Consider the following 22,211-nt stretch of genomic DNA (forward strand, 5'->3'; position numbering starts at 1 on the left):
TTCATGTGTGCTCACGGGCGCCTCGGGGTGCCATGCCGGGCGGGACTGGTATGAGGCGCGTGCCTCAGCCGGCCTGTACGGCGGGCCCGCGCGGGCGCTCCAGCAGCACCACCGGCCGGCCGCCATAGAGCCCTTCGGTGAGCCGGACGAAGCCCAGCTTGCCGGCGACGTGCAGCGAGGCGGCATGGTCCGGCTCGATCATGCAGGTGAAGCTCGTGCCGCGCCCGTGCGCGTCGCCCCAGCCGAGCGCGGCCCGCATCGCCTCTTCGGCCAGCCCCTTGCCCTGCGCGGCGGCCACCAGCGCCCAGCCGGCTTCCATCGTGCCCTCGATGGAGGGAATGAGCGTGCGCTTCATGTCGTGGAAGCCGGCCTCGCCGATGAGATGCCCGCTCTCGCGTTCCTCGATGACGAAGAAGCCGAAGCCGAGATGGTGCCAGAGGCCGATCTGCCGCAGGAAGCGCACCCATGCCGCCTCGCGCGACAGCGGCTGCCCGCCGATGAAGCGCGTCACCTCAGGCTCCGCCCACATCCGCGCATAGGCGTCGAAATCCTCCAGCCGGTAGGGGCGCAGGAGGAGGCGAGGGGTCTCAAGGGTGGGGATGAGCGCGGCGGGATCGAGGGGGGCGGGATCGAGGGGGGCGTTCATGGGAAGGACGCGACGTTCGAGGGCGGGCTCGGCTACCTTCTCGATATCGCGCCCAGGGCCTCGTGCGCAACGTACCGTTGCGGCAGGTTGCCCCGCCGGGGGGAAGCGCGGAGGCACAGGGATGGCCGACCTGCGGCCGGCCCGGCGTCGCGCCTCAGGCGGCGCGACCGTCATAGGCGACAGGGGAAAGCGTGGCCGGGTCGATGCCCGACAGCGTGCGCACATTGATCGCGACGGTCGGCGTGCCGTCCGGGGCCGGTGCCCGGGCGAAGCTCTCCACGCCGCAATCGGCGCAGAACATGTGGCTGATGACGTGACGGTTGAAGCGGTATTCGCGCAGTTTCGCCTCGCCCGCTTCCAGTTCGAAGGCGCTTTCCGGCGCGAAGGCGAGGATCAGCCCCTTGCTGGCGCAGAGCGAGCAGTTGCAGGCGATGGTATGCGACAGGTCGAGGCTGACCGTGTAGCGCACGGCGCCGCAATGGCAGCCGCCGGAAAGCCGGCGGGCGGCGCCGCCGGAAATGTCGTCCGCATGGCTGTCGCCCGTGTGGGTGTCGGACATGGTTCCCTCCCGTTTCTGATTGCCCGAGCGTCATGTCGCGCGCCCGAAATGAAAACGGCCGGGCAAGCCCGGCCGTTCTGCTGTTCTATCCTATCAGGCGCTCACGAGCACCCCGTCGTCGATCCGCAGGTCTCGCACTTCAGGCAGGTGCCGTTGCGCACCATGGTGAAGTTCTGGCACTCGGGGCAGGCCTCGCCTTCATAGCCCTTGGGGCAGTGCTCTCAGGCCACCTCAGGGAACTCTTGAAGAGTAACTCGATCCTCTCGCGCTATAGCTCCAGCTTGTTCATATGCGCGACCGCGCTCATTGTTCTTAAATAAATCGTCACCTAATTCACGTGCAGCCTTTTGAATTACGTTCATCAACGAAAGAAATTCTTTGGAATTATTGTGGTTGATCGAGCGGTGCCGAATATAGAAATTTCGGAAGCCCTTTATCTTGAAGCCGATTAGCTGGCGATCATCCATGTCGAGGATGAGTGTGAGTAGATCGTCGACACGCCTGTATACGCATGGAACGTCCTTCCGGACGTACTCCACGCTATCTGCTTCTTCGAAATAGATTGCGGTAGGCACGTACGCGTTCATTTGCCAATGATCACCCAATTTGTCGTATACCATGGCAAACCTCACCAGAGGCGTTTGCGATATCGGTCTCTATGTTGAACCGGCAGATGAGGGTCTGTCGGATCCGCCTCCACAACTTCCCAGTGTGTCACCACACCTTTCGTTGCGCCTTCTCCGAACCCACATAGGCCGATATCGGATTTTACCGGATGATCAAGGCGGACATAAGTTACGAAAACTAGATCAGCGGGAAACGGCTGAGGCTTTGCGACGCACACCATATCGTGTGTCGCCCGAAAATAAAGCGCAGGTTTGGAAACATACGCCACGACGTTGAAGCCGGTGTCATCGTCCGCCATCGGACGCTTTAGACCCCGGAAGCAAGCCGTGGCATCACGAAGCGTAACCAACCTTTTCCCGCTGAATTCCCCCGTCCATCGGGAGATATTGGGAACTGGCGGTGTTTCGCCAAAAATCATGCTCCACGCGTCAAGAATTGGCTGACGACGCCGCGCCGCGAGCGATTTCTCGATGTCCCGCTTGGAAAAGCGATAGAAAACCGATTGATCGGGGGCTAAGGCCCATCTCGCGAGAACGAGCGACCGGAAATCAAGCCACTCCGACGGCGGACTGGCTCCGCCGTCGATGACTGAGAAGCGCTTCGTTGGCATGGATTCCATCGGGCGCTCTACCATTATTCCCCACTATCCTCAGCTGCACCCCGTTGTCGATCCGCAGGTCTCGCACTTCAGGCAGGTGCCATTGCGCACCATGGTGAAGTTCTGGCACTCGGGGCAGGCCTCGCCTTCATAGCCCTTGGCGCGAGCGATGGCGCGGGCTTCGGCCTTGCTCGGGCCGGCCGCCGCCGCCACGGGGGTTGGGGCGGCCCAGGGCAGGGCATCCGTGGAGCCGAGCGTCTCCTCGTCCTCTTCCGCCTCCGGATCGGCCTTCAGGGCGGTGGCGCCCTGTATGCCGCCGCGCAGCGCGGTGACGTTGGAGGCGGCGGTCGTCACCGTCGCGCCGGCCGGCACCACCATCAGCCCGACCGAACGGCCGCGCGTCAGGCCCTTGGAGACCATGCGCGAGGCCGGGGTGGCGGGCGACGCCTTGCCCTCGTCGACGCCCTTGCCGAGCGCGTCGAAATTCGATTCCGACAGGTCGACATGGCCGAGGTCGTTGCGGCCGAGATAGGAGACGGCGAGCTCGCGGAAGATGTAGTCGAGGATCGACGTCGCGTATTTGATGGTGTCGTTGCCCTGCACCGGGCCGGCCGGCTCGAAGCGGGTGAAGGTGAAGGCGTCGACATACTCCTCCAGCGGCACGCCGTACTGCAGGCCGAGCGACACCGAGATGGCGAAGTTGTTGATGAAGGAGCGCAGCGCCGCGCCTTCCTTGTGCATGTCGATGAAGATCTCGCCGAGGCGGCCGTCATCGTATTCGCCGGTGCGCAGATACACCTTGTGGCCGCCGACCACCGCCTTCTGGGTATAGCCCTTGCGGCGGTCCGGCATCTTCTCGCGGCTGTGCACCTCGACGACGCGCTCGATGATCTTCTCGACCACCTTCTCCACCACATGGGCGGTGCGGGCGGCGGCGGGCTTCTCCAGCAGCGCCTCGACGCCGTCCTCCTCGTCCTCCTCGTCGGAGACGAGCTGCGAGTTCAGCGGCTGCGAGAGCTTGGAGCCGTCGCGATAGAGCGCGTTGGCCTTGAGCGCGAGGCGCCAGGAGAGCAGGTAGGCCTCCTTGCAGTCCTCGACCGTCGCCTCGTTCGGCATGTTGATGGTCTTGGAGATCGCGCCCGAGAGGAAGGGCTGCGCCGCCGCCATCATCAATATGTGGCTGGTGACCGACAGGAACCGCTTGCCGATGCGCCCGCAGGGATTGGCGCAGTCGAAGACGGGATAGTGCTCGGTCTTCAGGAAGGGCGCGCCCTCCAGCGTCATCGCACCGCAGACATGGATGTTCGCGGCCTCGACGTCCTTGCGGGAGAAGCCGAGGAAGGCGAGCAGGTCGAAGGCGGGGTCGGCCAGCTTGTCGGCGGGCACGCCGAGCTTGGCCAGCGCCTCGTCGCCGAGCGTCCAGCGGTTGAACACGAACTTGACGTCGAAGGCCGCCTTCACGCTGGCGTCGATCTTCGCCAGCATGGCGTCGTCGAAGCCCTTGGTGCGCAGCGTCGAATGGTTGATCGCCGGCGCCTGGGTGATCGAGCCGTGGCCGACCGCATAGGCCTCGATCTCGGCGATCTGGCTCTCGGAATAGCCGAGTGTGCGCAGCGCCTCCGGCACGGCGCGGTTGATGATCTTGAAATAGCCGCCGCCGGCCAGCTTCTTGAACTTCACCAGCGCGAAGTCGGGCTCGATGCCGGTCGTGTCGCAGTCCATGACGAGGCCGATCGTGCCGGTGGGCGCGAGCAGCGTGGTCTGGGCGTTGCGGTAGCCGTGCGCCTCGCCGAGCGCGAGCGCCTGGTCCCAGGTCGCCTTGGCGCGCTCGACGAGGATCGGGTGGGGCACCTTGGCGTGGTCGAGCGGCACCGGGTTGGTGTTCAGCCCCTCATAGCCGCCCTTCTCGCCATAGGCGGCGCGGCGGTGGTTGCGCATCACGCGCAGCATGTGGGTCGCGTTCGGCTTGTATTCGGGGAAGGGGCCGAGCTCCTTGGCCATCTCGGCCGAGGTGGCGTAGGCGACGCCGGTCATGATGGCGGTGAGCGCGCCGCAATAGGCGCGGCCCGCGTCGGAGTCGTAGGGGATGCCCGAGGTCATCAGCAGGCCGCCGATATTGGCGTAGCCGAGGCCAAGCGTGCGGTACTCGTAGGAGAGCTTGGCGATTTCCTTGGAGGGGAACTGCGCCATCAGGATCGAGATTTCGAGCACCACGGTCCACAGGCGGCAGGCATGCTCGTAGCTCTCGACGTCGAACGAGCCGTCGGCGTTGCGGAACTGCAGCAGGTTCAGCGAGGCGAGATTGCACGCCGTGTCGTCGAGGAACATGTATTCCGAGCACGGGTTGGAGGCGCGGATCGGGCCGCCCGCCGGGCTCGTGTGCCAGTCGTTGATGGTGGTGTGGAACTGGATGCCGGGATCGGCGCAGGCCCAGGCGGCGTGGCCGATCTTCTCCCAAAGCTCGGCGGCCTTGAGGGTCTTGGTCACCTTGCCGGTGGTGCGCGAGGTCAGGTTCCAGTCAGCGTCGGCCTGCACCGCGTTGAGGAAGGCGTCGTCGACGCGCACCGAATTGTTCGAGTTCTGGCCGGAGACGGTCAGATACGCCTCCGAATCCCAGTCGGTATCGTAGATCGGGAATTCGATGTCGGTGTAGCCCTGCTTGGCGAACTGCACGACGCGGCGGATGTAGTTCTCCGGCACCTGCGCCTTCTTGGCGGCGCGGATCTCGCGCTTCAGGGCGGGGTTCTTTTCCGGGTCGTAGCAGTCGTCGCCTTCGCCCTCGCAGTTCACGCAGGCCTTCATCACGGCCTTCATGTGCTTGGCGACGGTCTTGGAGCCGGTGACGAGCGCGGCGACCTTCTGCTCTTCCTTCACCTTCCAGTCGACATAGGTCTCGATGTCGGGATGGTCGACGTCGACCACCACCATCTTGGCGGCGCGGCGGGTGGTGCCGCCCGACTTGATGGCGCCGGCGGCGCGGTCGCCGATCTTGAGGAAGGACATGAGGCCGGAGGAGCGCCCGCCGCCGGAGAGCTTCTCGCCCTCGCCGCGCAGGGCGGAGAAGTTGGAGCCGGTGCCCGAGCCATACTTGAACAGGCGCGCCTCGCGCACCCACAGGTCCATGATGCCGCCCTCGTTCACCAGATCGTCGGAGACCGACTGGATGAAGCAGGCATGCGGCTGGGGATGCTCATAGGAGGTCTTGGAGCGCGTCAGCTTGCCGGTCGCGTAGTCGACATAGAAATGGCCCTGGCTCGGGCCGTCGATGCCATAGGCCCAGTGCAGGCCGGTGTTGAACCACTGCGGCGAGTTGGGCGCGGCCATCTGCATGGCCAGCATGTAGCGGTGCTCGTCGAAGAAGGCCTGCGCGTCCTCCTCCGAATCGAAATAGCCGCCCTTCCAGCCCCAATAGGTCCAGGTGCCGGCGAGGCGGTCGAAGACCTGGCGGGAATCGGTCTCGCCGACGATCCGCTCCTTCTCGGGGAGGGCGGCGAGCGCCTTCTCGTCGGCGGCGCCGCGCCACAGGAAGGAGGGGACGGTCTCTTCCTCGACCTTCTTCAGACGGGCGGGGACGCCGGCCTTGCGGAAATATTTCTGCGCGATGATGTCGGTCGCGACCTGGGAGAAGTGCTCCGGCACGTCGATGCCTTCCGCGCGGAACACGATGGATCCGTCGGGATTGCGAATCTCGCTCGTCGCCTTGCGGAACGCGATGTCCGCATAGGGAGAACGGCCGGCCTTCGTGTAACGGCGCTCGATGCGCATTTTCGTCGTCCCCGGTTCGTGGTGGACCTGTCCCCAGTCCACTCAGCGACATTCAAAGCTCCGGACCCTGCGTCCGCATACCTGTCGGTCCCGGTTGGCGAACGGCTTCACAGCCTGCCCGCTCCGGTGTGTTTTTGGCACGCACAAACGCTTCGCCGGAACCAATCTCCGGCGAGGGAGCCCGCTTCAATCTGGATGAGTCGGCCGCAAAACCTACGCTGCCGCCGACGGGGCCAAACTGGCCGACTCCCTTATTCGCGTCAACCTTCCGTCACAAACTCTAGTGTGGAGGAGGTGAAAAATATCTAAATGTAGATGGTGTCGGGATCGCGCTCTTTCCAGAGCCGAAGCCCGAATTCCGCGGGGATTCGCGTCCCGAGTCCAGCCCGAATAAATGGCGGGGCAGAAGGCGGAGAAAAGCGGGGATTGTTGAGGTCCCGCAATTTCGGTTTGCACATGTGGGTCGAGCAACTTCCCCGGAGTGCAGGGCGCCCGCTCCGAACCTGCCCCATCGGCATCGTCCGGCCGGCAATCCCATCCTTGCGCAAAGGCACGCGAAAGGCCGGGCGGCGGCCTTGGCGGGCGGGCGCGCGGGCGTATATCTGGCGCAACGCACCCCTTCGCATGCAAGGCAGTCCCATGAGCCGCTCCCAATCCGACGCCTCCACCGGGGGCGGCGCGGCGCTCGCCCCGCCGTCGCATTCGCCCGTCACCTTCTTCCTGCTGGCGCTCGCCGCCGGGCTCGGCGCGGCGAATCTCTATTACGCCCAGCCCCTCGTCGCGCTGATCGCCGACGACATCGGCCTCGACGAGACGATGGCCAGCCTCGTGGTGACGATCGGGCAGGTCGGCTACATATTGGGCCTGCTGCTGCTCGTGCCGCTCGGCGACATCGTCGAGAACCGGCGGCTGATCGGCGCGATCATCCTGTGCGCGGCGGCGGGGCTGGGCCTCGCCTTCGCCTCCGGCACGCCGGCGCTGTTCCTGCTGGCGGCGCTCATCTTCGGCGTCGGCTCGGTGGTGGCGCAGGTCGCGGTTCCCTTCGCCGCCCATCTCGCCAGCCCCGAGGAGCGTGGCCGCAAGGTCGGCAGCGTGGTCAGCGGGCTGATGACCGGCATTCTGCTGGCGCGGCCGGTCTCGTCCATGGTGGCGCACTGGCTCGGCTGGCGCGCCGTGTTCCTCATCGCGGCGCTCGCCATGCTGGCGCTCGCGGCTGGCCTTCGCCTGGCGCTGCCGCAGCGCCATCCCGGCGGACGGGCGACCTACCGCCAGCTCGTCGGCTCGCTGTGGCCGCTGATGCGCTCGCAGCCGGTGCTGCGCCGGCGCGCGGCCTATCAGGCGGCGATGTTCGGCGCCTTCACCCTGTTCTGGACCGCCGTGCCGCTGCTGCTCGCCGCCCCGCAATTCGGCCTCGGCCAGCAGGGCATCGCCATCTTCGCACTGGCGGGCGCGGCGAGCGTGGTCGTCTCCCCCTTCGCCGGCTGGCTGGCCGACCGTGGTTTTTCCCGCGTCGCGACCGGCGCGGCGCTGGTGCTGGCGATTCTCGGCTTCCTGATCACCGAGGCCGGGGTGGGACTCTCCTCCGTTGTGGTGCTCGCCATCGGCGCCATCGTGCTCGACTGCGCGGCGACGGCGAATCTGGTGTTCGGCCAGCGCGCCATCTTCATGCTGGCGCCCGAAGTGCGCTCGCGGCTTAACGCGCTCTACATCGCCACCTTCTTCTTCGGCGGCGCGCTCGGCTCGGCGCTGGCGAGCCCGCTCTACGAGCTGGCCGGCTGGGGCGCCGTCACGGTGGCCGGCATCGGCATCGTGGTGCTGGCTCTCGCCTATTTCGCCACCGAGTTCCGTCGTGCGTAAGCGCCGCAGGGGCGTTCGCGCGGCTGGACACCGGCGGGCTCGGGTGGCATGTTCCGCCCGAGCTCCAAGCCGGCGCAGGGACCAATTCCGTGAAGCTTTCCGACGTCCTCATCGAGACCTTCACCTGGTGGAATGGCCAGACCATGGGCACCCGCTTCCACACCTGGCGGTACGGTGAACTGGTCGGCACGGACGAGGCCGGCAACCGCTATTACCGCACCAAGGGCGGCAAGATCGACCCGGCGCTCGGCTTCGAGCGTCGCTGGGTGATCTATAATGGCTACGCCGAGGCGACCGCCATTCCGCCGGGCTGGCACGCCTGGATGCACCAGCGCTCCGACGTGCCGCCCTCGCAGGAAGATTACGTTCCGCGCGAGTGGCAGAAGCCGCACCGGCCGAACCCCACCGGCACCGCCAACGCCTACCGCCCGCCCGGCTCGACGCTGGGCGCCGGCCACCGTCCGGCGGTGACGGGCGACTACAAGGCCTGGACGCCCGAGTGACCCTTCCGCCTCCGGCCGGCGGCGCGGATCGCCGCGCCGTGCCGCGCCCGCCCCGACATCGCCGCATTGCCCGTCATCTTGGCCTCACGCGCGCGCCGACGGGGATGCGTGCCAGCCGAGGCCGTTCCATGCTCGCCGCTTCCTTCCGATCCGCGCTTCTCGCCGCCGTGGCGCTCGCTGCGCTCGGCGCGCCGCTGGCCGCCCAGCAGGGCTGGCAGGGCGGTGTGGATGCGCAGCCGCTGGCCCCGCCGCCCGGCGGTCCGGTCGACAACCCCGATTCGCCGCCCGGCGGCCCCGGCGTTCCCTCCATCATGGACGATCCCGACGCCGGCGCCCCGCGCGCGCCCGCGCCGGAGCAGCCCGAAGTGCCCGGCCAGGCCAGCGTCGGACCGAGCGGCGACATCGAGGTGGTGCAGCCGCCCGAGCAGAAGATCGAGAACAAGACCGCCGTCTTCTCCGGCCTCGACAAGATCACCGGCCGCATCATCAGCTTCGACGTCGCGATCAACGAGACGGTGCAGTTCGGTGCGCTGCGCATCACCCCGCGCGCCTGCTACACGCGGCCGGAGACCGAGCAGCAGAACACCACGGGCTTCGTCGAGGTTCAGGAGATCGCTCTGGACGGCAAGGTGCAGCCGCTGTTCGGCGGCTGGATGTTCGCCTCCAGCCCCGGCCTGCACGGCGTCGAGCACCCGATCTATGACGTGTGGCTCAGCGACTGCAAGCAGAGCGACCCGGTGATCGCCTCGCCCGGCGGCCAGCAGTAGAAATCCGCCTCGCCATCCGCCAGCGAGTCGGCGAGCAGGCGGTGATACTGCCGGCGCGGCACCTCGATGGCGCCGAAGCTCCTCAGGTGATCGGTGACGAACTGGGTGTCGAGCAGGCGGAAGCCGCCGTGCTTCAGACGCGCCACCAGATGCACCAGCGCCACCTTCGAGGCATCGCGGGCCGTGTGGAACATGCTTTCGCCGAAGAAGGCGCGCCCCAGCCGCACGCCATAGAGCCCGCCGACCAACTCGCCCTCCTGCCACGCCTCGACCGAATGGCAGTAGCCGCGCGCATGCAGGTCGCAATAGAGCTTGCGGATGCGCCGGTTGATCCAGGTCGAGCCGCGCCCGTCGGCCGGCGCCGCGCAGCCGTCGATCACCGCCTCGAAATCATGGTCGACGCGCACCTCGAAGCGGTCCGAGCGCACGGTGCGGGCGAGGCGGCCGGTGATGGCGAAGCTGTCGAGCGGGATGACGCCGCGCCGCTCCGGCTCGATCCAGTAGAGGCCGGGATCGTCCGCGCTCTCGGCCATCGGGAAGATGCCGCAGGCATAGGCCTTCAGCAGCACTTCGGGCGTGATCTCGACCTGATGTTCGCGCGGGTGTGACATGACGCCAGAATGACGGAGATGGGGCGGGCGGAAAAGAGCCTGCGGGACGTTCCCTCATTTCCCGTTGTCGGTGGGCGCGCTCGGCCTATATGGTAGACAGAAGACGCGCTGGGGTAGACGATGGGCCTCAACATCAAGAACGAAGCCACCCATGCGATGATCCGCGAACTCGCGGCGCGCACCGGCGAGAGCCAGACGGCTGCCGTAACCGAGGCGGTGAAGGAGAAGCTGGAGCGGCTGAAGGCCAATCCGCGCGCGGGACTGGCCAAGCGTCTCATGGCGATCGTCGATGACACCGCGCCGCGCTTCCGCGCGCCATGGGACACCATGGACCACGCCGACCTTCTCTATGACGAAGACGGTCTGCCGAAATGATCGTCGATACCTCGGCCCTCGTCGCGATCCTGCGTGGCGAACCGGAGGCCGTTCGGTTTCTCGAAGCGATCGAGAACGAACCGACAGGGCGCATGTCGGCGGCAAGCTTCTTCGAGACCGCCATCGTCGTCGATGGATCGCGCGATCCGGTTCTCAGCCGTCGCCTGGATGAGTTCATCGAGGCCGCCGGCTTCGTCATCGAGCCGGTGACCGCGCGGCAGGCGCAGATCGCCCGTGCCGCCTATCGCGATTTCGGCAAGGGCGGCGGCCATCCGGCCGGGCTCAATTTCGGCGACTGCTTCGCCTACGCGCTGGCGAAGGAAAAAAGCGAAGCGCTTTTGTTCAAGGGAGACGACTTCACGCATACGGACGTGGAGCCCGCACTGAAGTGAGGAGGCGGGCCCGAAGGCCCGCCGCACCTAGGCTCAGGCGCCCGGCTCGCCCTCGGCCAGGAAGTGTTCCAGCCAGTGGATGTCGTAGGCGCCGCGCTTGATGTCGTCATTGTCGACCAGCTCGCGGAACAGCGGCAGCGTCGTCTCGATGCCTTCCACCACGAACTCGTCCAGCGCGCGCTTGAGGCGGGCGAGGCATTCCTCACGGGTGGCCGCGTGAACGATGAGCTTGCCGGCGAGGCTGTCGTAATAGGGCGGGATCGAATAGCCCTGATAGACGGCTGAATCGATGCGCACGCCCGGCCCGCCCGGCACGTGCCAGTTGTCGATCCGGCCCGGCGAGGGGCGGAAGGTGCGCGGGTGCTCGGCGTTCACGCGGCACTCGATGGCGTGGCCGTTCAGCTTGATGTCGTCCTGCGTCACGCTCATCGGCAGGCCGGCGGCGACGCGGATCTGCTCGTTGATGAGGTCGACGCCGGTGATCGCTTCGGTCACCGGATGCTCCACCTGGATGCGGGTGTTCATCTCGATGAAGTAGAACTCGCCGTTCTCGTACAGGAACTCGATGGTACCGGCGCCGAGATATTTCAGGTCGCGCATGGCCTGCGCCACCGTCCCGCCGATGCGCGCGCGCTGCTCGGGCGTGATGATGGGCGAGGGGGCCTCTTCCAGCACCTTCTGGTGCCGGCGCTGCAGCGAGCAGTCACGCTCGCCGAGGTGAATGGCGTTGCCCTTGCCGTCGCCCAGCACCTGGATCTCGATGTGGCGCGGCGTGCCGAGATATTTCTCGATATAGACGGCATCGTCGCCGAAGGCCGCGCGGGCCTCCGAGCGGGCGGTGGAGAGGGCGGAGGACAGTTCCTGCTCGGAGCGCGCCACCTTCATGCCGCGCCCACCGCCGCCGGCGGCGGCCTTGATGAGCACGGGGAAGCCGATCTCGGCGGCGACCTTGGCGGCCTCCTCGTCGGAGGAGATGCCGCCGTCCGAGCCGGGCACGCAGGGGATGCCGAGCTTCTTGGCGGTCTTCTTCGCCTCGATCTTGTCGCCCATGATGCGGATATGCTCGGGCTTGGGCCCGATGAACTGCACACCGTGGTCGATCAGGATTTCCGCGAAGCGGGCATTCTCGGCGAGGAAGCCGTAGCCCGGATGCACCGCCTCGGCGCCGGTGATCTCGCAGGCGGCGAGCAGGGCGGGGATGTTGAGGTAGCTGTCCTTGGCCTGCGGCGGGCCGATGCACACGCTCTCGTCGGCGAGCTTCACATGCATCGCATTGGCGTCGGCGGTGGAATGCACCGCGACGGTGGCGATGCCCATTTCCTTGCAGGCGCGCAGCACCCGCAGGGCGATCTCGCCGCGATTGGCGATCAGGATCTTGCCGAACATCAGGCGCGCCTCACTCGATGATCAGGAGCGGCTCGCCATACTCGACCGGCTGCGCGTTCTCGACGAGGATGCGGGTGACGGTGCCCGCGCGCGGCGCGGGGATCGCGTTCATGGTCTTCATCGCCTCGACGATGAGCAGGGTCTGGCCCTCCTTCACCACGGTGCCGACTTCCACGAAATTCTTCGCGCCGGGCTCCGGGCCGAGATAGGCGGTGCCGACCATGGGCGAAGTGACGAGGCCGGGATGCTTCGACACGTCCTCGCCGCCGGAAGCCGGGGCGGCCGCTGCAGCGGCCGGGGCCGGGGCGTGGGCGACCGCAGCCGGGGCGACGGCCACCGGGGCGGCGGCATAGACGGTCGGCGCGGCGCGCACGACGCGGATGCGCAGATCCTCGTGCTGCACCTCGATCTCGGTGAGGTCGCTCTCGGAGAGCAGGTTAGCGATCTCGCGCACCAGCGCAGGGTCGATGTTCGGCTTGTTGGTTTTCATCATGATCCCGTGACGGAGGCTACCCGTCTCCCTTCAGCTGGCGCGGCCGCCGGCGGCGCCGGCAAGCGCGTCGATCGCGAGGCGGTAGCCGTCGATCCCGAGCCCGCAGATCACCCCGCGGGCGACGGGCGAAATGTAGGAGTGATGGCGGAAGGCTTCGCGCGCGAAGACGTTGGACAGGTGGACTTCGACGACATTGAGGCCGACCGCCTTTATGGCGTCGGCAACGGCGACCGAGGTGTGCGTGTAGGCGGCCGCGTTCAGCACGACGCCCACCGAGCCGCGCGCCTCCTGCAGGAAGGTGACGAGCTCGCCCTCATGGTTGGTCTGGCGGAACACGAGGTCGACGCCGTGGCGCGCGCAGGCCGCCCGGCAGGCGGCCTCGACGTCGGCCAGCGTGGCGCGTCCGTACACCTCCGGCTCGCGCGTGCCGAGCAGGTTGAGGTTCGGACCGTTGAGAACATGCACCGTGTCGGGCATCGCGCCTCAGGAAGCCAGCCGCGCCCGGCCTGTGCCGGGGCGGCTGGGGTTTATAGGCAATGCCTCGCCCCGCGCCAAGCCCTGCCGCGCCGGGCGCGGCAGTAACCCCCAGCAGGTTGCGGGCGTGCGGGCGGCAGGCGGAGCCGGCTCAGCGGCTCAGCACTGCACCTTGCCGCATTTGCGCACCGAGGCGATGGCGTCGCGCAGCTGGTCGTGGCCGACCGCGCCGACCACCACCTCGTCGCCGAGCACGTAGCTCGGCGTGCCGTCGATGCCGAGCGCGTCGGCGATCTGCAGGCTCTCCTGCAGCGTGGCGGCGACCTCGGGGTTGGTCAGCGCCTTCTCCAGCGCCGCCGTGTCGATGCCGACCGCCGCCGCCGCTTCCAGCGCCTTGGCCTTGTTGGCCTGGCCGCGCTCGCCCAGCAGCTTCTGGTGGAAGGCGAAATACTTGTCCGGGGCGGTCAGGCGCACGGCCACCGCGACCTGCGCGGCTTCCACCGAGCCCGGTCCGAGCACCGGGAATTCCTTCAGCACGACCTTGAGCTTCTTGTCGCTGCCGACGAGCTCGACGAGGTCGCCCAGCGCGCGCTTGCAGTAGCCGCAATTGTAATCGAAGAACTCGACCAGCGTGACGTCGCCCTTCGGGTTGCCGACCACCGTGCCGCGCGGCGAATCGAAAACCAGCGGCTTCATCTCGGCGAGCGCCTTCTGGCGCTGCCCGGCCTCGGCGGCCTGCTGGCGCTTCTGCAGCTCCATGATGGCTTCCTGGATGACTTCCGGGTTCTTCAGCAGATACTCGCGGATGACGCCCTCGAACTCCTTACGCTGCGCGTCGTCGAGCGCCGACGCCGGCGCGACCGCCGCAGCGAGGAGGAAGCCGGCGGCGAGGCCCGCGGCAAGGGCGCCGCGGCCGGCACGGCGGAGGAAGGTGAGCGGCGGCATAGGATTCTCCAGCGAATGGGGGACGAAGCGCGGCCTCACGGGCCGGCCTTCTTCTTGGTGCGGGGATCGACGGGCGGCTTGAAGTTGATGATGTCGTCGGCCTTCAGCCAGCCGGGGGAACCGAGGGGAAAGGCGTTCTTGGCCCGCGTCGCCAGCTCGCGCGCCGAGCGGAACTCGCCGCTCATGAAGGCGGCCTGCGCGGAAGCGAGGTCGGCGTTCGGTATGTCGCCCTTGCGGCCATAGGCCATGGCGAGGTAGCGCCAGCCGGCGGGCGAGGAGGGCTCGCGCTGGAGGCTGAAGGTCAATTCGCGCACCGCCTCCTCGCTGGTCGCCTTGTCCTCGGTGGCCACCAGCGCCTGGCCCAGCAGCATGCGGATCAGCGGGTGGCCCTCGGAGAGCTGCACGGCCCGGCGCAGCGGCGGGATCGCCTCGCGGGCGCGGCCCGCCTCCAGCAGCGCCTGCCCCTTCAGCTCGTAGAAATAGGGGTTGCCCGGCTGCTCGGCGATCAGCGCGTCGATCTGGCGGATCGCGTCCGGGATGCTGCCGTAGCGATAGGCGGAGATGGCGCGGGCGTAGCGGGCGGGCAGCGAGGTGTTGGACGGGGGATAGAGGCGGATCATCGAATCCGGCGTCTGGGTGAAGCCGACCAGCTTGGCGCGCATCATGTCGTGCCGGGCCTGCAGCGCCGGCGGGTCCAGCGCGTCGTAATAGGGGCTCTTCTTCGCCATCTCCGACAGCAGCGCGATGCGCTCGGTCGCCATCGGGTGGCTCAGCACATAGGGGTCGACCCGCTGGCTCAGGAAGATCTGGTCGTTCTGGAAGCGCTCGAAGGTCGTCAGCATGCCCTTGGCGGACTGCTTGGTGGCGGTGAGATAACGCACCGCCGCCTGGTCGGCCGAGGCCTCCTGCCCGCGCTGGTACGACAGCAGCGAGCGGCGGGCGATCTCCTGCGGCGCCACCAGTGCGCCGGCCGCGCCGCCCATATTGGCGCCTCCGGCCGCGCCCACCGCGATGCCGCCGGCGGCCAGCAGCATGCCGACGATGGCGGCGGTCTGCACCGATTCGAGCTGCTGGCGCATGTTCGACAGGTGGCCGCCGGCGATGTGCCCGGTCTCGTGCGCCAGCACGCCGATGATCTCGTTCGGCGTCTTCGACTGCTTCAGCGCGCCGGTGTTGATGAAGATGCGCCGCCCGTCCGCCACGAAGGCGTTGAAGCTGTCGCTGCCGACGAGCACGATCTGGATATTCTGCTGCGTCAGGCCGGCGACCTTGAAGATGGGCCGCGTGTAATCGCGCAGCAGCTGCTCGATCTCGGCGTCGCGGATGATGTTGGGCTGGCGGCTCTGCGCCAGGGCGGGCTGGGCCGCCGGCAGACCGGCGAGCGTCGCCGCCGCCAGCAGGCCGAGCCCGTGCGCCGCGCGCGCGGCAATGCGACCCAGGCGCGAGGGCAGGGCGGGCCGGCTCCGCCGAAGCGGGGGGTTGTCAACGCGCTTTCGAAGCATCATCCATCGACACGAAATTGTGCGGGCGACCTGACGCTGCCGCGACGGCAGGGTCAAGTCTCGCCTTCATCATCTTCTATTGAACGGCGGCCGAGACGAGCCCGAGAATGCGGCGCGGATGCGGCGGCGGGCAAGGTTGGGTCACATGAGTTCATCTTCGGCAATCGGCCGCCCGGATGGCGCCGCGCTCCTCGCTGGCGCCTCGCGCCGCAGCGAGATCGCCCCCTTCATCGTCATGGACGTGATGGAGCGCGCCGCGCGCATCGAGGCCGCCGGCGGCCATGTCATCCACATGGAGGTCGGCCAGCCCGCCGCGCCCGCGCCCTCCACCGCCCGCGAAGCGGCGCGCCGGGCGCTGGAGCACGGGCGCATCGGCTACACCACGGCGCTCGGCATCCCCTCGCTGCGCGCCCGCATCGCCCGCCACTATGGCGAGACCTACGGGCTCGACCTCGACCCCGGCCGCGTCGTCGTCACCACCGGCTCGTCCTCCGGCTTCCTGCTCGCCTTCCTCTCCATGTTCGAGGCGGGCGACCGGGTGGCGATCGCCAATCCCGGCTATCCGCCCTACCGCCACATCCTCACCGCGCTCGGCTGCGAGCCGGTGCTGATCGAGACCGACGCCGCCTCGCGCTGGGTGATCACGCCGGAAGCGCTCATCGAGGCGCACCGGCGCACGCCGCTCAAGGGCATTCTCGTTGCCAGCCCCGCCAACCCGACCGGCACGATGATGCGCCCGGAGGCGCTGGCCGAGCTGGTCCGCACCGCCGAGGGGCTCGGCATCCGCTTCATCTCCGACGAGATCTATCACGGGCTCGACTACGCCTTCCCCGCCTCGACGGCGGCGGCGGTGAGCGACGATGCGACGATCATCCATTCCTTCTCGAAATATTTCTGCATGACCGGCTGGCGCGTCGGCTGGATGGTGATGCCGGCCTCATTGGTGCGCGCGGTCGAGCGGCTGCAGCAGAACCTGATGATCTCGGTGCCGACGCTCTCGCAGATCGCCGCCGAGGCCGCCTTCGACGGCGCGGCGGAGATGGAGGCGGTCAAGCACGGCTATGAGGAAAACCGGCTGATCCTCACGCAGGGGCTGCCGGCGGCGGGGCTTCCGGAATTCCTGCCCGTCGACGGGGCCTTCTATCTCTATGCCGACGTCTCGCGCTTCACCGAGGATTCCGCCGGCTTCGCGCGGCGCCTGCTCGACGAGGCGCTGGTGGCGGCGACGCCGGGCGTCGATTTCGATCCCCATCGCGGCCACCATTATCTGCGCCTCTCCTATGCCGGCTCGGCCGACGAGATGCGGCAGGCAGTGCACCGCATCGGCGATTTCCTGCGCAAGGGGTGAGGGGGAGTCCCCTGCCGTCATCCCCGGGCTCGACCCGGGGATCCACATCTTCCGGGTGGGTTGCCGAGGCGTGGATGGCCGGGTCAAGCCCGGCCATGACGGCGTGAGCGGGACGGCGCCGCCCCCGATGTTCGCCCTCACCTCTCCGCACCGGCGGCGTCATAGGCGGCCTGCGCGGCGAGGATGGCGTCCATGTTGCTCTCGGCCCAGTGGGTCAGCGCCGCCGCCGTCTGCGCCAGCGTGCGGCCGAGCGGGGTGAGCGCGTATTCCACCGTCACCGGCACGGTAGGATAGACCGTGCGGGTGATCAGCCCGTCGCGCTCCAGCCTCTTGAGCGTCTGCGACAGCACCTTCTGCGAGATGCCCTTGATGTCGCGGCGCAGATGGTTGAACCGCATCGTGCCCTCGGCGAGATGGTCGAGGATCAGCAGCGCCCATTTATCGGCCAGCCGGTCCAGCACGAGCCGGGTGGGGCAGCGGTCCTCATAGACGTCATAGGCCGGGCACATCTTTTCGTCCTCGTTCTGGCAGGCCGGTTTCCCGCACGCCACCATGTGAGCCGGAGGTGCTCTCTTTCGCACTTTTCCGACAGCGCGTATGTAGTCATTCGAAACATGGTTTCCGTTAGATACTAAGGAGAATGATGATGTCGGACAAGAATCCCACCGGAAAGATTCTCGTGCTCGGCGCCAGCGGCCATGTCGGCCGCCCGCTGGTGAAGGCACTGCGGACGAAGGGCGAGGCGGTGAAGGCGGCCTCACGCGGCGGCCAGCCCATCGAGGGCGCGGAGGGCGTCGCCTTCGAATTCGGCAGGCCGGAGACCTTCGCGGCGGCGTTCGAGGGCGTCGACCGCGCCTATGTGATGCTGCCGGGCGGCTATGTGAATTCGCGGGAATTGCTCACCCCGGTCATCGAAGCCGCCGCCGCCCGCAAGGTGAAGGTGGTGCTGCAAACCGCCATCGGCGTCGATGCGGATGATTCCATTCCCTATCGCCAGGTCGAACTGGCGCTGATCGGCGCGGGCGTGCCCTATGTGATCCTGCGGCCGAACTGGTTCACCGACAATTTCCTGAACTTCTGGAAGCCCGGCATCGACCATGCCGGCGCCCTCGCCGTCCCGGCGGGCGAGGGCAAGTCGAGCTTCGTCGACGCCCGCGACATTGCCGCCAGCGCGGCGGCGGCGCTCACCAGCGACCGCTTCGACGGCCGGGCCTTCAACCTCACCGGCCCGCAGGCGCTGGGCTATGGCGAGGCGGCGGAAATCCTGTCCGGCATCATCGGCCGCAAGGTCGGCTACACCCCGATCGACGACGAGACCTTTGTCGGCATCCTCACCGGCGCGGGCGTCAGCGAGGACTATGCGCGCTTCCTCGCCATGATCTTCCATCCCGTGCGCGAGGGGTGGACGGCCGGCGTCACCGACGCCGTCGAGACGCTGACCGGCCATGCGCCGATCTCGGTAGCGCAGTGGGCGCAGGACAATGCGGCGGCGCTGCGGGCGTGAGGGCGTGCGCCCCTGTCTCTCGGAGCTTTCCGGGGACGGGGCGCCGCTTAGGCCGCCACCTGCTCGGTGATGACCTCGAAGCGCTGCAGCACATGCGGGCCAAACGTGTGGATCATCGGGATGTCGGCGGCATCGCGCCCCCGCGCCACCAGAACCCGGCCGATGCGCGGCACGTTGTGGCGTGCATCGAAGGTGTGCCAGTGCCCGCCAATATAGGCTTCGAACCAGGCATTGTAGTCCATCGGCGCCGGGTCCGGTGGCACGCCGACATCGCCGAGAAAGCCGTTGCAGTAGCGCGCCGGGATGTTCATGGCGCGGGTGAGCGCCACCGCGAGATGCGTGAAGTCGCGGCAGACGCCGACCCTCTCGTTGAACGCCTGCGCGGCCGTACGGGTGCTGCGCGCGCACTGATAGTCGAAGCGGATCTGCGCGTGGACGAAATTGCAGATCTGTTGCACCCGGTTCCAGCCGGGGGCGTAGCTGCCGAACAGGCCCCACGCCGTATTGGACAGTTCGTCCACCTCGCAATAGCGGCTCGGCAGCAGGAATTGCAGCACTTCGGGCGGCAGATCGATCGGCGCGTGCTCAATGGCGTTGAGATCGAACACATCAAGCGTGCCGGGATCGGCGACGTTGATGCGGCTTTCGAAGCGCGCGCCGCCGGGCGGGATGACCAGTCGCCGGCAGATATTGCCGAAGCCATCCTCATAGGTGTCGCAGGGTACCGGGTTGCCATCAGCGAGCGCCGAGACGCTTGTGGTGACGACATCAAGGATGTCGACCTGCCGCTCAGGATGCGGGTCGAGCAGGGTGATGGCGGTGATCGGGCGGTCGCACACGACCTCGATCCGGTAGCCGCACTGGAGGGTAATCATTCAAGGCCCCGCATCGCTGTGATCCCAGAGCAGAACACGGCCCAAGGAGGGAGGTTCCGGCCGGCACGCGTACAGACGGATAGGAAATAAAAAACGGCGCCGCGAGGCGCCGTTTTCCGTTTCAGATGAGAGAAGACCTCACTCGCCGAAGATCTTGCGCTGCCACCAGCCGGTGCGGCGCGGGCGGTTCGGATCGTCATTGGCGGGCTCGGGCGCCGGGGCCGCCTCAGGCGCCGCGTCGGCGGCAGCCTCGGTAGCGGGGGCTTCGTCGGCTGGCGCGGCTTCGACCGGCTCGCTGGCCTCGACCGACACAGCCTCGGCCGCCACTGTCTCGACAGGTGCCGCCTCTACAGGCGCGGCCTCGACCTGTACCGCCTCGGCCTCCGGCGCGCTGACCGGCGCGGCCTCGCGCACGGTGGAGCGGCGGCGGCGCGGCTTGGGAGCCGGAGCCTCGGCCGGAACCTCCGCCACAGTCTGGGCAGCAGCCGCCTCGGCCGAAGCCTCGACAGCGACCGCCTCGACAGCGACGGCCTCGGCAGCAGCCTCGGTCGTCTCGGAGGTCGCTTCCTCGCTCGCGGCTTCCTCGCCCGCCTTGGCGCCGCGCGTGCGGCGTCCGCCGCGACGGCCGCGACGCGGACGCGCCTCCTCGGCGGCTTCCTCGGTAGCGGCTTCGGCAGCAGGCGCTTCCGCAGCCGTCTCACCGGCCGTCTCGACGGCAGCCTCCGGCGCGGGGGCGTCAGCGGCCGCCTCGTTGGAGACGTCCGCCGTTGCGGTCTCGCTCACCTCGGCCGTCACGGTCTCGCTGGCGTCGCTCTCATTGGCGTCGCCCTCGGTGCCGTCCGCCTCGTCCTCGCCGTCATCCTCGAACTCGATGCCGGAGGTCTCCGAGCCGGCCTCGCCGCCGGGACGCTGGCCGTTCTCGCCGCCACCGCCACGCCGGCGCCGACGCCGCCGACGGCGACGGCGGTTGCCGCCATCTCCTTCGCCTTCGCCCGTGCTCTCGGGGCTCTCGCTCCGGCTCTCGCGCGGGGGCAGGGCGCGGCTCGGGGCCGGCGCCTCTTCCTCCTCGATCTCCTCCGCCTCGTCGGCGACGACGATGTCGTCCTCGGGCTCGATCACCAGCTCCGGCGCGCGCGGCAGCGGGATCGGGTTCAGCACCGCCTCGCCCTTGTCGATGGCGAAGGGGGTTAGCCCGGTCAGCGTCGCGTCGGCGGCGATGGTGATCTGCACGCCGAAGCGCTCTTCCAGCTCGTGCAGATGCGCGCGCTTGTGGTTGAGCACGTAGAGCGCGTTCTCCGCGCGGGTGCGGATGACGAGGTTATGCGTGTTGGAGCGCTGGAGCATGTCCTCGGCGGCGCGCAGGAGCTGGAGCGCGACGGAGGGCGAGGAGCGCACATGGCCGGTGCCGCCGCAATGCGGGCAGACCTCGGTGGAGCTTTCCAGCACGCCGGTGCGGATGCGCTGGCGGCTCATCTCCATCAGGCCGAAATGCGAGATGCGGCCGAGCTGGATGCGCGCGCGGTCGTTCTTCAGGCAGTCCTTGAGCTTGCGCTCCACCGCCCGGTTGTTGCGCTTCTCGTCCATGTCGATGAAGTCGATCACGACAAGGCCGGCAAGGTCGCGCAGGCGCAGCTGGCGGGCGACTTCCTCCGCCGCTTCGAGGTTCGTCTTGAGGGCGGTGTCCTCGATATTGTGCTCGCGGGTCGAGCGCCCGGAGTTCACGTCGATGGAGACCAGCGCCTCGGTCGGGTTGATGACGAGATAGCCGCCCGAGCGCAACTGCACCTGCGGCAGGAACATCGCGTCGAGCTGGCTCTCCACCCCGAAGCGGGTGAACACCGGCTGCAGGTCCTTGTAGGGCTTCACGTTCTTCGCATGGCTCGGCATGAGCATGCGCATGAAGTCCTTGGCCTCGCGATAGCCCTCGTCGCCGGCGACCAGAACCTCGTCGATGTCCTTGTTGTAGAGGTCGCGGATCGAGCGCTTGATCAGCGAGCCTTCCTCATAGACCAGCGAGGGCGCGGTGGAGCCGAGGGTGAGCTCGCGCACATTCTCCCACAGGCGCAGAAGGTACTCGAAGTCGCGCTTGATCTCGGCCTTGGTGCGGTTGGCGCCGGCGGTGCGCAGGATAACGCCCATGCCCTCCGGCACTTCGAGGTCGGAGGCGACCTCCTTCAGCCGGCGGCGGTCTTCGGCCGAGGTGATCTTGCGGGAGATGCCGCCGCCGCGCGCGGTGTTGGGCATCAGCACCGAATAGCGGCCGGCGAGCGACAGATAGGTGGTGAGCGCCGCCCCCTTGTTGCCGCGCTCCTCCTTCACGACCTGCACCAGCATCACCTGCCGGCGCTTGATCACTTCCTGGATCTTGTAGGTGCGGGCGCGGCCGCGCGGGGCGGCGCGCTCGGGCACTTCCTCCAGCGCGTCGTCGGAGCCGACCTCGTCGACCACCTCTTCCTCGCCGGCGATCTCCTCGACCTCGCCGCCGCCGCCCTCGTCATCGGAGGAGGACGGGCGACGGCGCGAGCGGCGCGCGGGCGCGGCCTCGCTCTCGCCGTCCTCGGTCGCGGCTTCGGAGACGGTCTCCTCGGTGTCGGCGCTCTTGGCGGCGCCGCGCGGGCGGCGCGAGCGGCCCTTCGGCTTGTCCTCGTCCTCTGCCTCGGCGTCGCGGCGCTGCTGGCGCTCTTCCTCGGCGAGCAGGGCCTGACGGTCGGCGACCGGGATCTGGTAATAGTCGGGATGGATCTCGCTGAAGGCGAGGAAGCCATGCCGGTTGCCGCCATATTCGATGAAGGCGGCCTGCAGGGAAGGCTCTACCCGCGTGACCTTGGCGAGGTAGATGTTGCCGCGCAGCGGCTTGCGGTTGGCAGCCTCGAAGTCGAATTCCTCGACTCGGCTGCCGCGCACCACCACGACCCGGGTCTCCTCGGGATGGGTGGCGTCGATGAGCATCTTGTTGGCCATAGAACTCTCATGTGCGGCGACGG

General features: G+C 68.1%; 21 protein-coding genes. 7 read left to right on the forward strand and 14 right to left on the reverse strand.

Annotated features, from left to right (window positions below; translation table 11 throughout):
- Nucleotides 1-64: 64 nt before the first annotated feature.
- From MWN33_RS12185 to MWN33_RS12205, 5 genes are all read right to left on the reverse strand, one after another.
- Nucleotides 65-646, reverse strand: a complete 582-nt coding sequence (locus MWN33_RS12185; RefSeq protein WP_247201058.1) for a GNAT family N-acetyltransferase — start codon at nucleotides 644-646, stop codon at nucleotides 65-67.
- A gap of 154 nt (nucleotides 647-800) precedes the next feature.
- Nucleotides 801-1,205 carry a GFA family protein gene (locus tag MWN33_RS12190; RefSeq protein ID WP_247201059.1) on the reverse strand — a complete coding sequence of 135 codons (405 nt, stop codon included), beginning with the start codon at nucleotides 1,203-1,205 and terminating at the stop codon, nucleotides 801-803.
- A gap of 221 nt (nucleotides 1,206-1,426) precedes the next feature.
- Entirely contained in the window at nucleotides 1,427-1,825 is a 399-nt protein-coding gene (locus tag MWN33_RS12195; RefSeq protein WP_247201060.1) for a hypothetical protein, read from the reverse strand.
- 8 nt (nucleotides 1,826-1,833) lie between these two features.
- Complete coding sequence (locus tag MWN33_RS12200) at nucleotides 1,834-2,466, reverse strand: hypothetical protein (protein ID WP_247201061.1); 633 nt, start codon at nucleotides 2,464-2,466, stop codon at nucleotides 1,834-1,836.
- A gap of 15 nt (nucleotides 2,467-2,481) precedes the next feature.
- The gene (locus MWN33_RS12205; RefSeq protein ID WP_247201062.1) at nucleotides 2,482-6,195 is read right to left on the reverse strand and encodes a vitamin B12-dependent ribonucleotide reductase; all 3,714 of its coding nucleotides are present in this window, start codon (nucleotides 6,193-6,195) and stop codon (nucleotides 2,482-2,484) included.
- A gap of 639 nt (nucleotides 6,196-6,834) precedes the next feature.
- Between MWN33_RS12205 and MWN33_RS12210 the strand changes: the two genes are divergently transcribed.
- The 3 genes from MWN33_RS12210 to MWN33_RS19210 all read left to right on the forward strand — a co-directional run bounded on the left by MWN33_RS12210 (nucleotide 6,835) and on the right by MWN33_RS19210 (nucleotide 9,322).
- Nucleotides 6,835-8,052: an MFS transporter gene (locus MWN33_RS12210; protein WP_247201063.1), complete on the forward strand. Its 1,218-nt coding sequence runs from the start codon at nucleotides 6,835-6,837 to the stop codon at nucleotides 8,050-8,052.
- Nucleotides 8,053-8,141: 89 nt separating this feature from the next.
- Nucleotides 8,142-8,555 (forward strand): NADH:ubiquinone oxidoreductase subunit NDUFA12, encoded by a 414-nt coding sequence (locus MWN33_RS12215; protein ID WP_343313078.1) that lies wholly within the window; start codon nucleotides 8,142-8,144, stop codon nucleotides 8,553-8,555.
- 128 nt (nucleotides 8,556-8,683) lie between these two features.
- Complete coding sequence (locus MWN33_RS19210; protein ID WP_425531997.1) at nucleotides 8,684-9,322, forward strand: DUF2155 domain-containing protein; 639 nt, start codon at nucleotides 8,684-8,686, stop codon at nucleotides 9,320-9,322.
- Here the strand turns inward: MWN33_RS19210 and aat are convergent.
- Nucleotides 9,253-9,933, reverse strand: coding sequence for a leucyl/phenylalanyl-tRNA--protein transferase (aat, locus tag MWN33_RS12225; protein WP_247201065.1), 681 nt, complete (start codon nucleotides 9,931-9,933; stop codon nucleotides 9,253-9,255). The two genes, MWN33_RS19210 and aat, sit on opposite strands and share 70 nt — an antisense overlap.
- Before the next feature lie 120 nt (nucleotides 9,934-10,053).
- Between aat and MWN33_RS12230 the strand changes: the two genes are divergently transcribed.
- Both MWN33_RS12230 and MWN33_RS12235 read left to right on the forward strand, forming a co-directional pair.
- Entirely contained in the window at nucleotides 10,054-10,308 is a 255-nt protein-coding gene (locus tag MWN33_RS12230) for a type II toxin-antitoxin system VapB family antitoxin (protein WP_247201067.1), read from the forward strand.
- Nucleotides 10,305-10,700, forward strand: coding sequence for a type II toxin-antitoxin system VapC family toxin (locus MWN33_RS12235; protein WP_247201069.1), 396 nt, complete (start codon nucleotides 10,305-10,307; stop codon nucleotides 10,698-10,700). The genes MWN33_RS12230 and MWN33_RS12235 overlap by 4 nt, the downstream gene beginning before the upstream one ends.
- 33 nt (nucleotides 10,701-10,733) lie before the next feature.
- On the opposite strand, the gene accC is transcribed toward MWN33_RS12235, so the two are convergent.
- From accC to MWN33_RS12260, 5 genes are all read right to left on the reverse strand, one after another.
- Complete coding sequence (accC, locus tag MWN33_RS12240) at nucleotides 10,734-12,086, reverse strand: acetyl-CoA carboxylase biotin carboxylase subunit (RefSeq protein ID WP_247201071.1); 1,353 nt, start codon at nucleotides 12,084-12,086, stop codon at nucleotides 10,734-10,736.
- Nucleotides 12,087-12,096: 10 nt separating this feature from the next.
- On the reverse strand, nucleotides 12,097-12,576 hold the full coding sequence (gene accB / locus MWN33_RS12245) for an acetyl-CoA carboxylase biotin carboxyl carrier protein (protein WP_425532002.1): 480 nt from the start codon (nucleotides 12,574-12,576) through the stop codon (nucleotides 12,097-12,099).
- A 33-nt stretch (nucleotides 12,577-12,609) separates the two neighbouring features.
- On the reverse strand, nucleotides 12,610-13,056 hold the full coding sequence (gene aroQ / locus MWN33_RS12250) for a type II 3-dehydroquinate dehydratase (protein WP_247201075.1): 447 nt from the start codon (nucleotides 13,054-13,056) through the stop codon (nucleotides 12,610-12,612).
- Nucleotides 13,057-13,212: 156 nt separating this feature from the next.
- Nucleotides 13,213-13,998, reverse strand: coding sequence for a DsbA family protein (locus tag MWN33_RS12255; protein WP_247201077.1), 786 nt, complete (start codon nucleotides 13,996-13,998; stop codon nucleotides 13,213-13,215).
- Between the two features lie 35 nt (nucleotides 13,999-14,033).
- Nucleotides 14,034-15,503, reverse strand: a complete 1,470-nt coding sequence (locus tag MWN33_RS12260; RefSeq protein ID WP_425531998.1) for a M48 family metalloprotease — start codon at nucleotides 15,501-15,503, stop codon at nucleotides 14,034-14,036.
- A 142-nt stretch (nucleotides 15,504-15,645) separates the two neighbouring features.
- Here MWN33_RS12260 and MWN33_RS12265 point away from each other — a divergent pair, with 142 nt between their 5' ends.
- Nucleotides 15,646-16,848 (forward strand): pyridoxal phosphate-dependent aminotransferase, encoded by a 1,203-nt coding sequence (locus tag MWN33_RS12265; RefSeq protein ID WP_247201079.1) that lies wholly within the window; start codon nucleotides 15,646-15,648, stop codon nucleotides 16,846-16,848.
- A 137-nt stretch (nucleotides 16,849-16,985) separates the two neighbouring features.
- On the opposite strand, the gene MWN33_RS12270 is transcribed toward MWN33_RS12265, so the two are convergent.
- Nucleotides 16,986-17,357, reverse strand: a complete 372-nt coding sequence (locus MWN33_RS12270; RefSeq protein ID WP_247201080.1) for a winged helix-turn-helix transcriptional regulator — start codon at nucleotides 17,355-17,357, stop codon at nucleotides 16,986-16,988.
- A 137-nt stretch (nucleotides 17,358-17,494) separates the two neighbouring features.
- On the opposite strand from MWN33_RS12270, the gene MWN33_RS12275 reads away from it, so the two are divergent.
- Nucleotides 17,495-18,352 carry an SDR family oxidoreductase gene (locus MWN33_RS12275; RefSeq protein WP_247201083.1) on the forward strand — a complete coding sequence of 286 codons (858 nt, stop codon included), beginning with the start codon at nucleotides 17,495-17,497 and terminating at the stop codon, nucleotides 18,350-18,352.
- A gap of 47 nt (nucleotides 18,353-18,399) precedes the next feature.
- Here the strand turns inward: MWN33_RS12275 and MWN33_RS12280 are convergent, their stop codons facing one another.
- Both MWN33_RS12280 and MWN33_RS12285 read right to left on the reverse strand, forming a co-directional pair.
- Nucleotides 18,400-19,227: a transglutaminase-like domain-containing protein gene (locus tag MWN33_RS12280; protein WP_247201084.1), complete on the reverse strand. Its 828-nt coding sequence runs from the start codon at nucleotides 19,225-19,227 to the stop codon at nucleotides 18,400-18,402.
- Between the two features lie 138 nt (nucleotides 19,228-19,365).
- Nucleotides 19,366-22,188: an Rne/Rng family ribonuclease gene (locus tag MWN33_RS12285; RefSeq protein ID WP_247201085.1), complete on the reverse strand. Its 2,823-nt coding sequence runs from the start codon at nucleotides 22,186-22,188 to the stop codon at nucleotides 19,366-19,368.
- Nucleotides 22,189-22,211 lie beyond the last annotated feature (23 nt).

This window comes from Ancylobacter koreensis (genome assembly GCF_023016525.1).
Lineage (GTDB): Bacteria > Pseudomonadota > Alphaproteobacteria > Rhizobiales > Xanthobacteraceae > Ancylobacter > Ancylobacter koreensis.

Bases quoted from the DNA above. Each gene is read 5' to 3' on its own strand.
- MWN33_RS12185 (WP_247201058.1), bottom strand. From the start codon at position 646: ATGAACGCCCCCCTCGATCCCGCCCCCCTCGATCCCGCCGCGCTCATC.
- MWN33_RS12190 (WP_247201059.1), bottom strand. From the start codon at position 1,205: ATGTCCGACACCCACACGGGCGACAGCCATGCGGACGACATTTCCGGC.
- MWN33_RS12195 (WP_247201060.1), bottom strand. From the start codon at position 1,825: ATGGTATACGACAAATTGGGTGATCATTGGCAAATGAACGCGTACGTG.
- MWN33_RS12200 (WP_247201061.1), bottom strand. From the start codon at position 2,466: ATGGTAGAGCGCCCGATGGAATCCATGCCAACGAAGCGCTTCTCAGTC.
- MWN33_RS12205 (WP_247201062.1), bottom strand. From the start codon at position 6,195: ATGCGCATCGAGCGCCGTTACACGAAGGCCGGCCGTTCTCCCTATGCG.
- MWN33_RS12210 (WP_247201063.1), top strand. From the start codon at position 6,835: ATGAGCCGCTCCCAATCCGACGCCTCCACCGGGGGCGGCGCGGCGCTC.
- MWN33_RS19210 (WP_425531997.1), top strand. From the start codon at position 8,684: ATGCTCGCCGCTTCCTTCCGATCCGCGCTTCTCGCCGCCGTGGCGCTC.
- aat (WP_247201065.1), bottom strand. From the start codon at position 9,933: ATGTCACACCCGCGCGAACATCAGGTCGAGATCACGCCCGAAGTGCTG.
- MWN33_RS12230 (WP_247201067.1), top strand. From the start codon at position 10,054: ATGGGCCTCAACATCAAGAACGAAGCCACCCATGCGATGATCCGCGAA.
- MWN33_RS12235 (WP_247201069.1), top strand. From the start codon at position 10,305: ATGATCGTCGATACCTCGGCCCTCGTCGCGATCCTGCGTGGCGAACCG.
- accC (WP_247201071.1), bottom strand. From the start codon at position 12,086: ATGTTCGGCAAGATCCTGATCGCCAATCGCGGCGAGATCGCCCTGCGG.
- accB (WP_425532002.1), bottom strand. From the start codon at position 12,576: ATGAAAACCAACAAGCCGAACATCGACCCTGCGCTGGTGCGCGAGATC.
- aroQ (WP_247201075.1), bottom strand. From the start codon at position 13,056: ATGCCCGACACGGTGCATGTTCTCAACGGTCCGAACCTCAACCTGCTC.
- MWN33_RS12255 (WP_247201077.1), bottom strand. From the start codon at position 13,998: ATGCCGCCGCTCACCTTCCTCCGCCGTGCCGGCCGCGGCGCCCTTGCC.
- MWN33_RS12260 (WP_425531998.1), bottom strand. From the start codon at position 15,503: ATGATGCTTCGAAAGCGCGTTGACAACCCCCCGCTTCGGCGGAGCCGG.
- MWN33_RS12265 (WP_247201079.1), top strand. From the start codon at position 15,646: ATGAGTTCATCTTCGGCAATCGGCCGCCCGGATGGCGCCGCGCTCCTC.
- MWN33_RS12270 (WP_247201080.1), bottom strand. From the start codon at position 17,357: ATGTGCCCGGCCTATGACGTCTATGAGGACCGCTGCCCCACCCGGCTC.
- MWN33_RS12275 (WP_247201083.1), top strand. From the start codon at position 17,495: ATGTCGGACAAGAATCCCACCGGAAAGATTCTCGTGCTCGGCGCCAGC.
- MWN33_RS12280 (WP_247201084.1), bottom strand. From the start codon at position 19,227: ATGATTACCCTCCAGTGCGGCTACCGGATCGAGGTCGTGTGCGACCGC.
- MWN33_RS12285 (WP_247201085.1), bottom strand. From the start codon at position 22,188: ATGGCCAACAAGATGCTCATCGACGCCACCCATCCCGAGGAGACCCGG.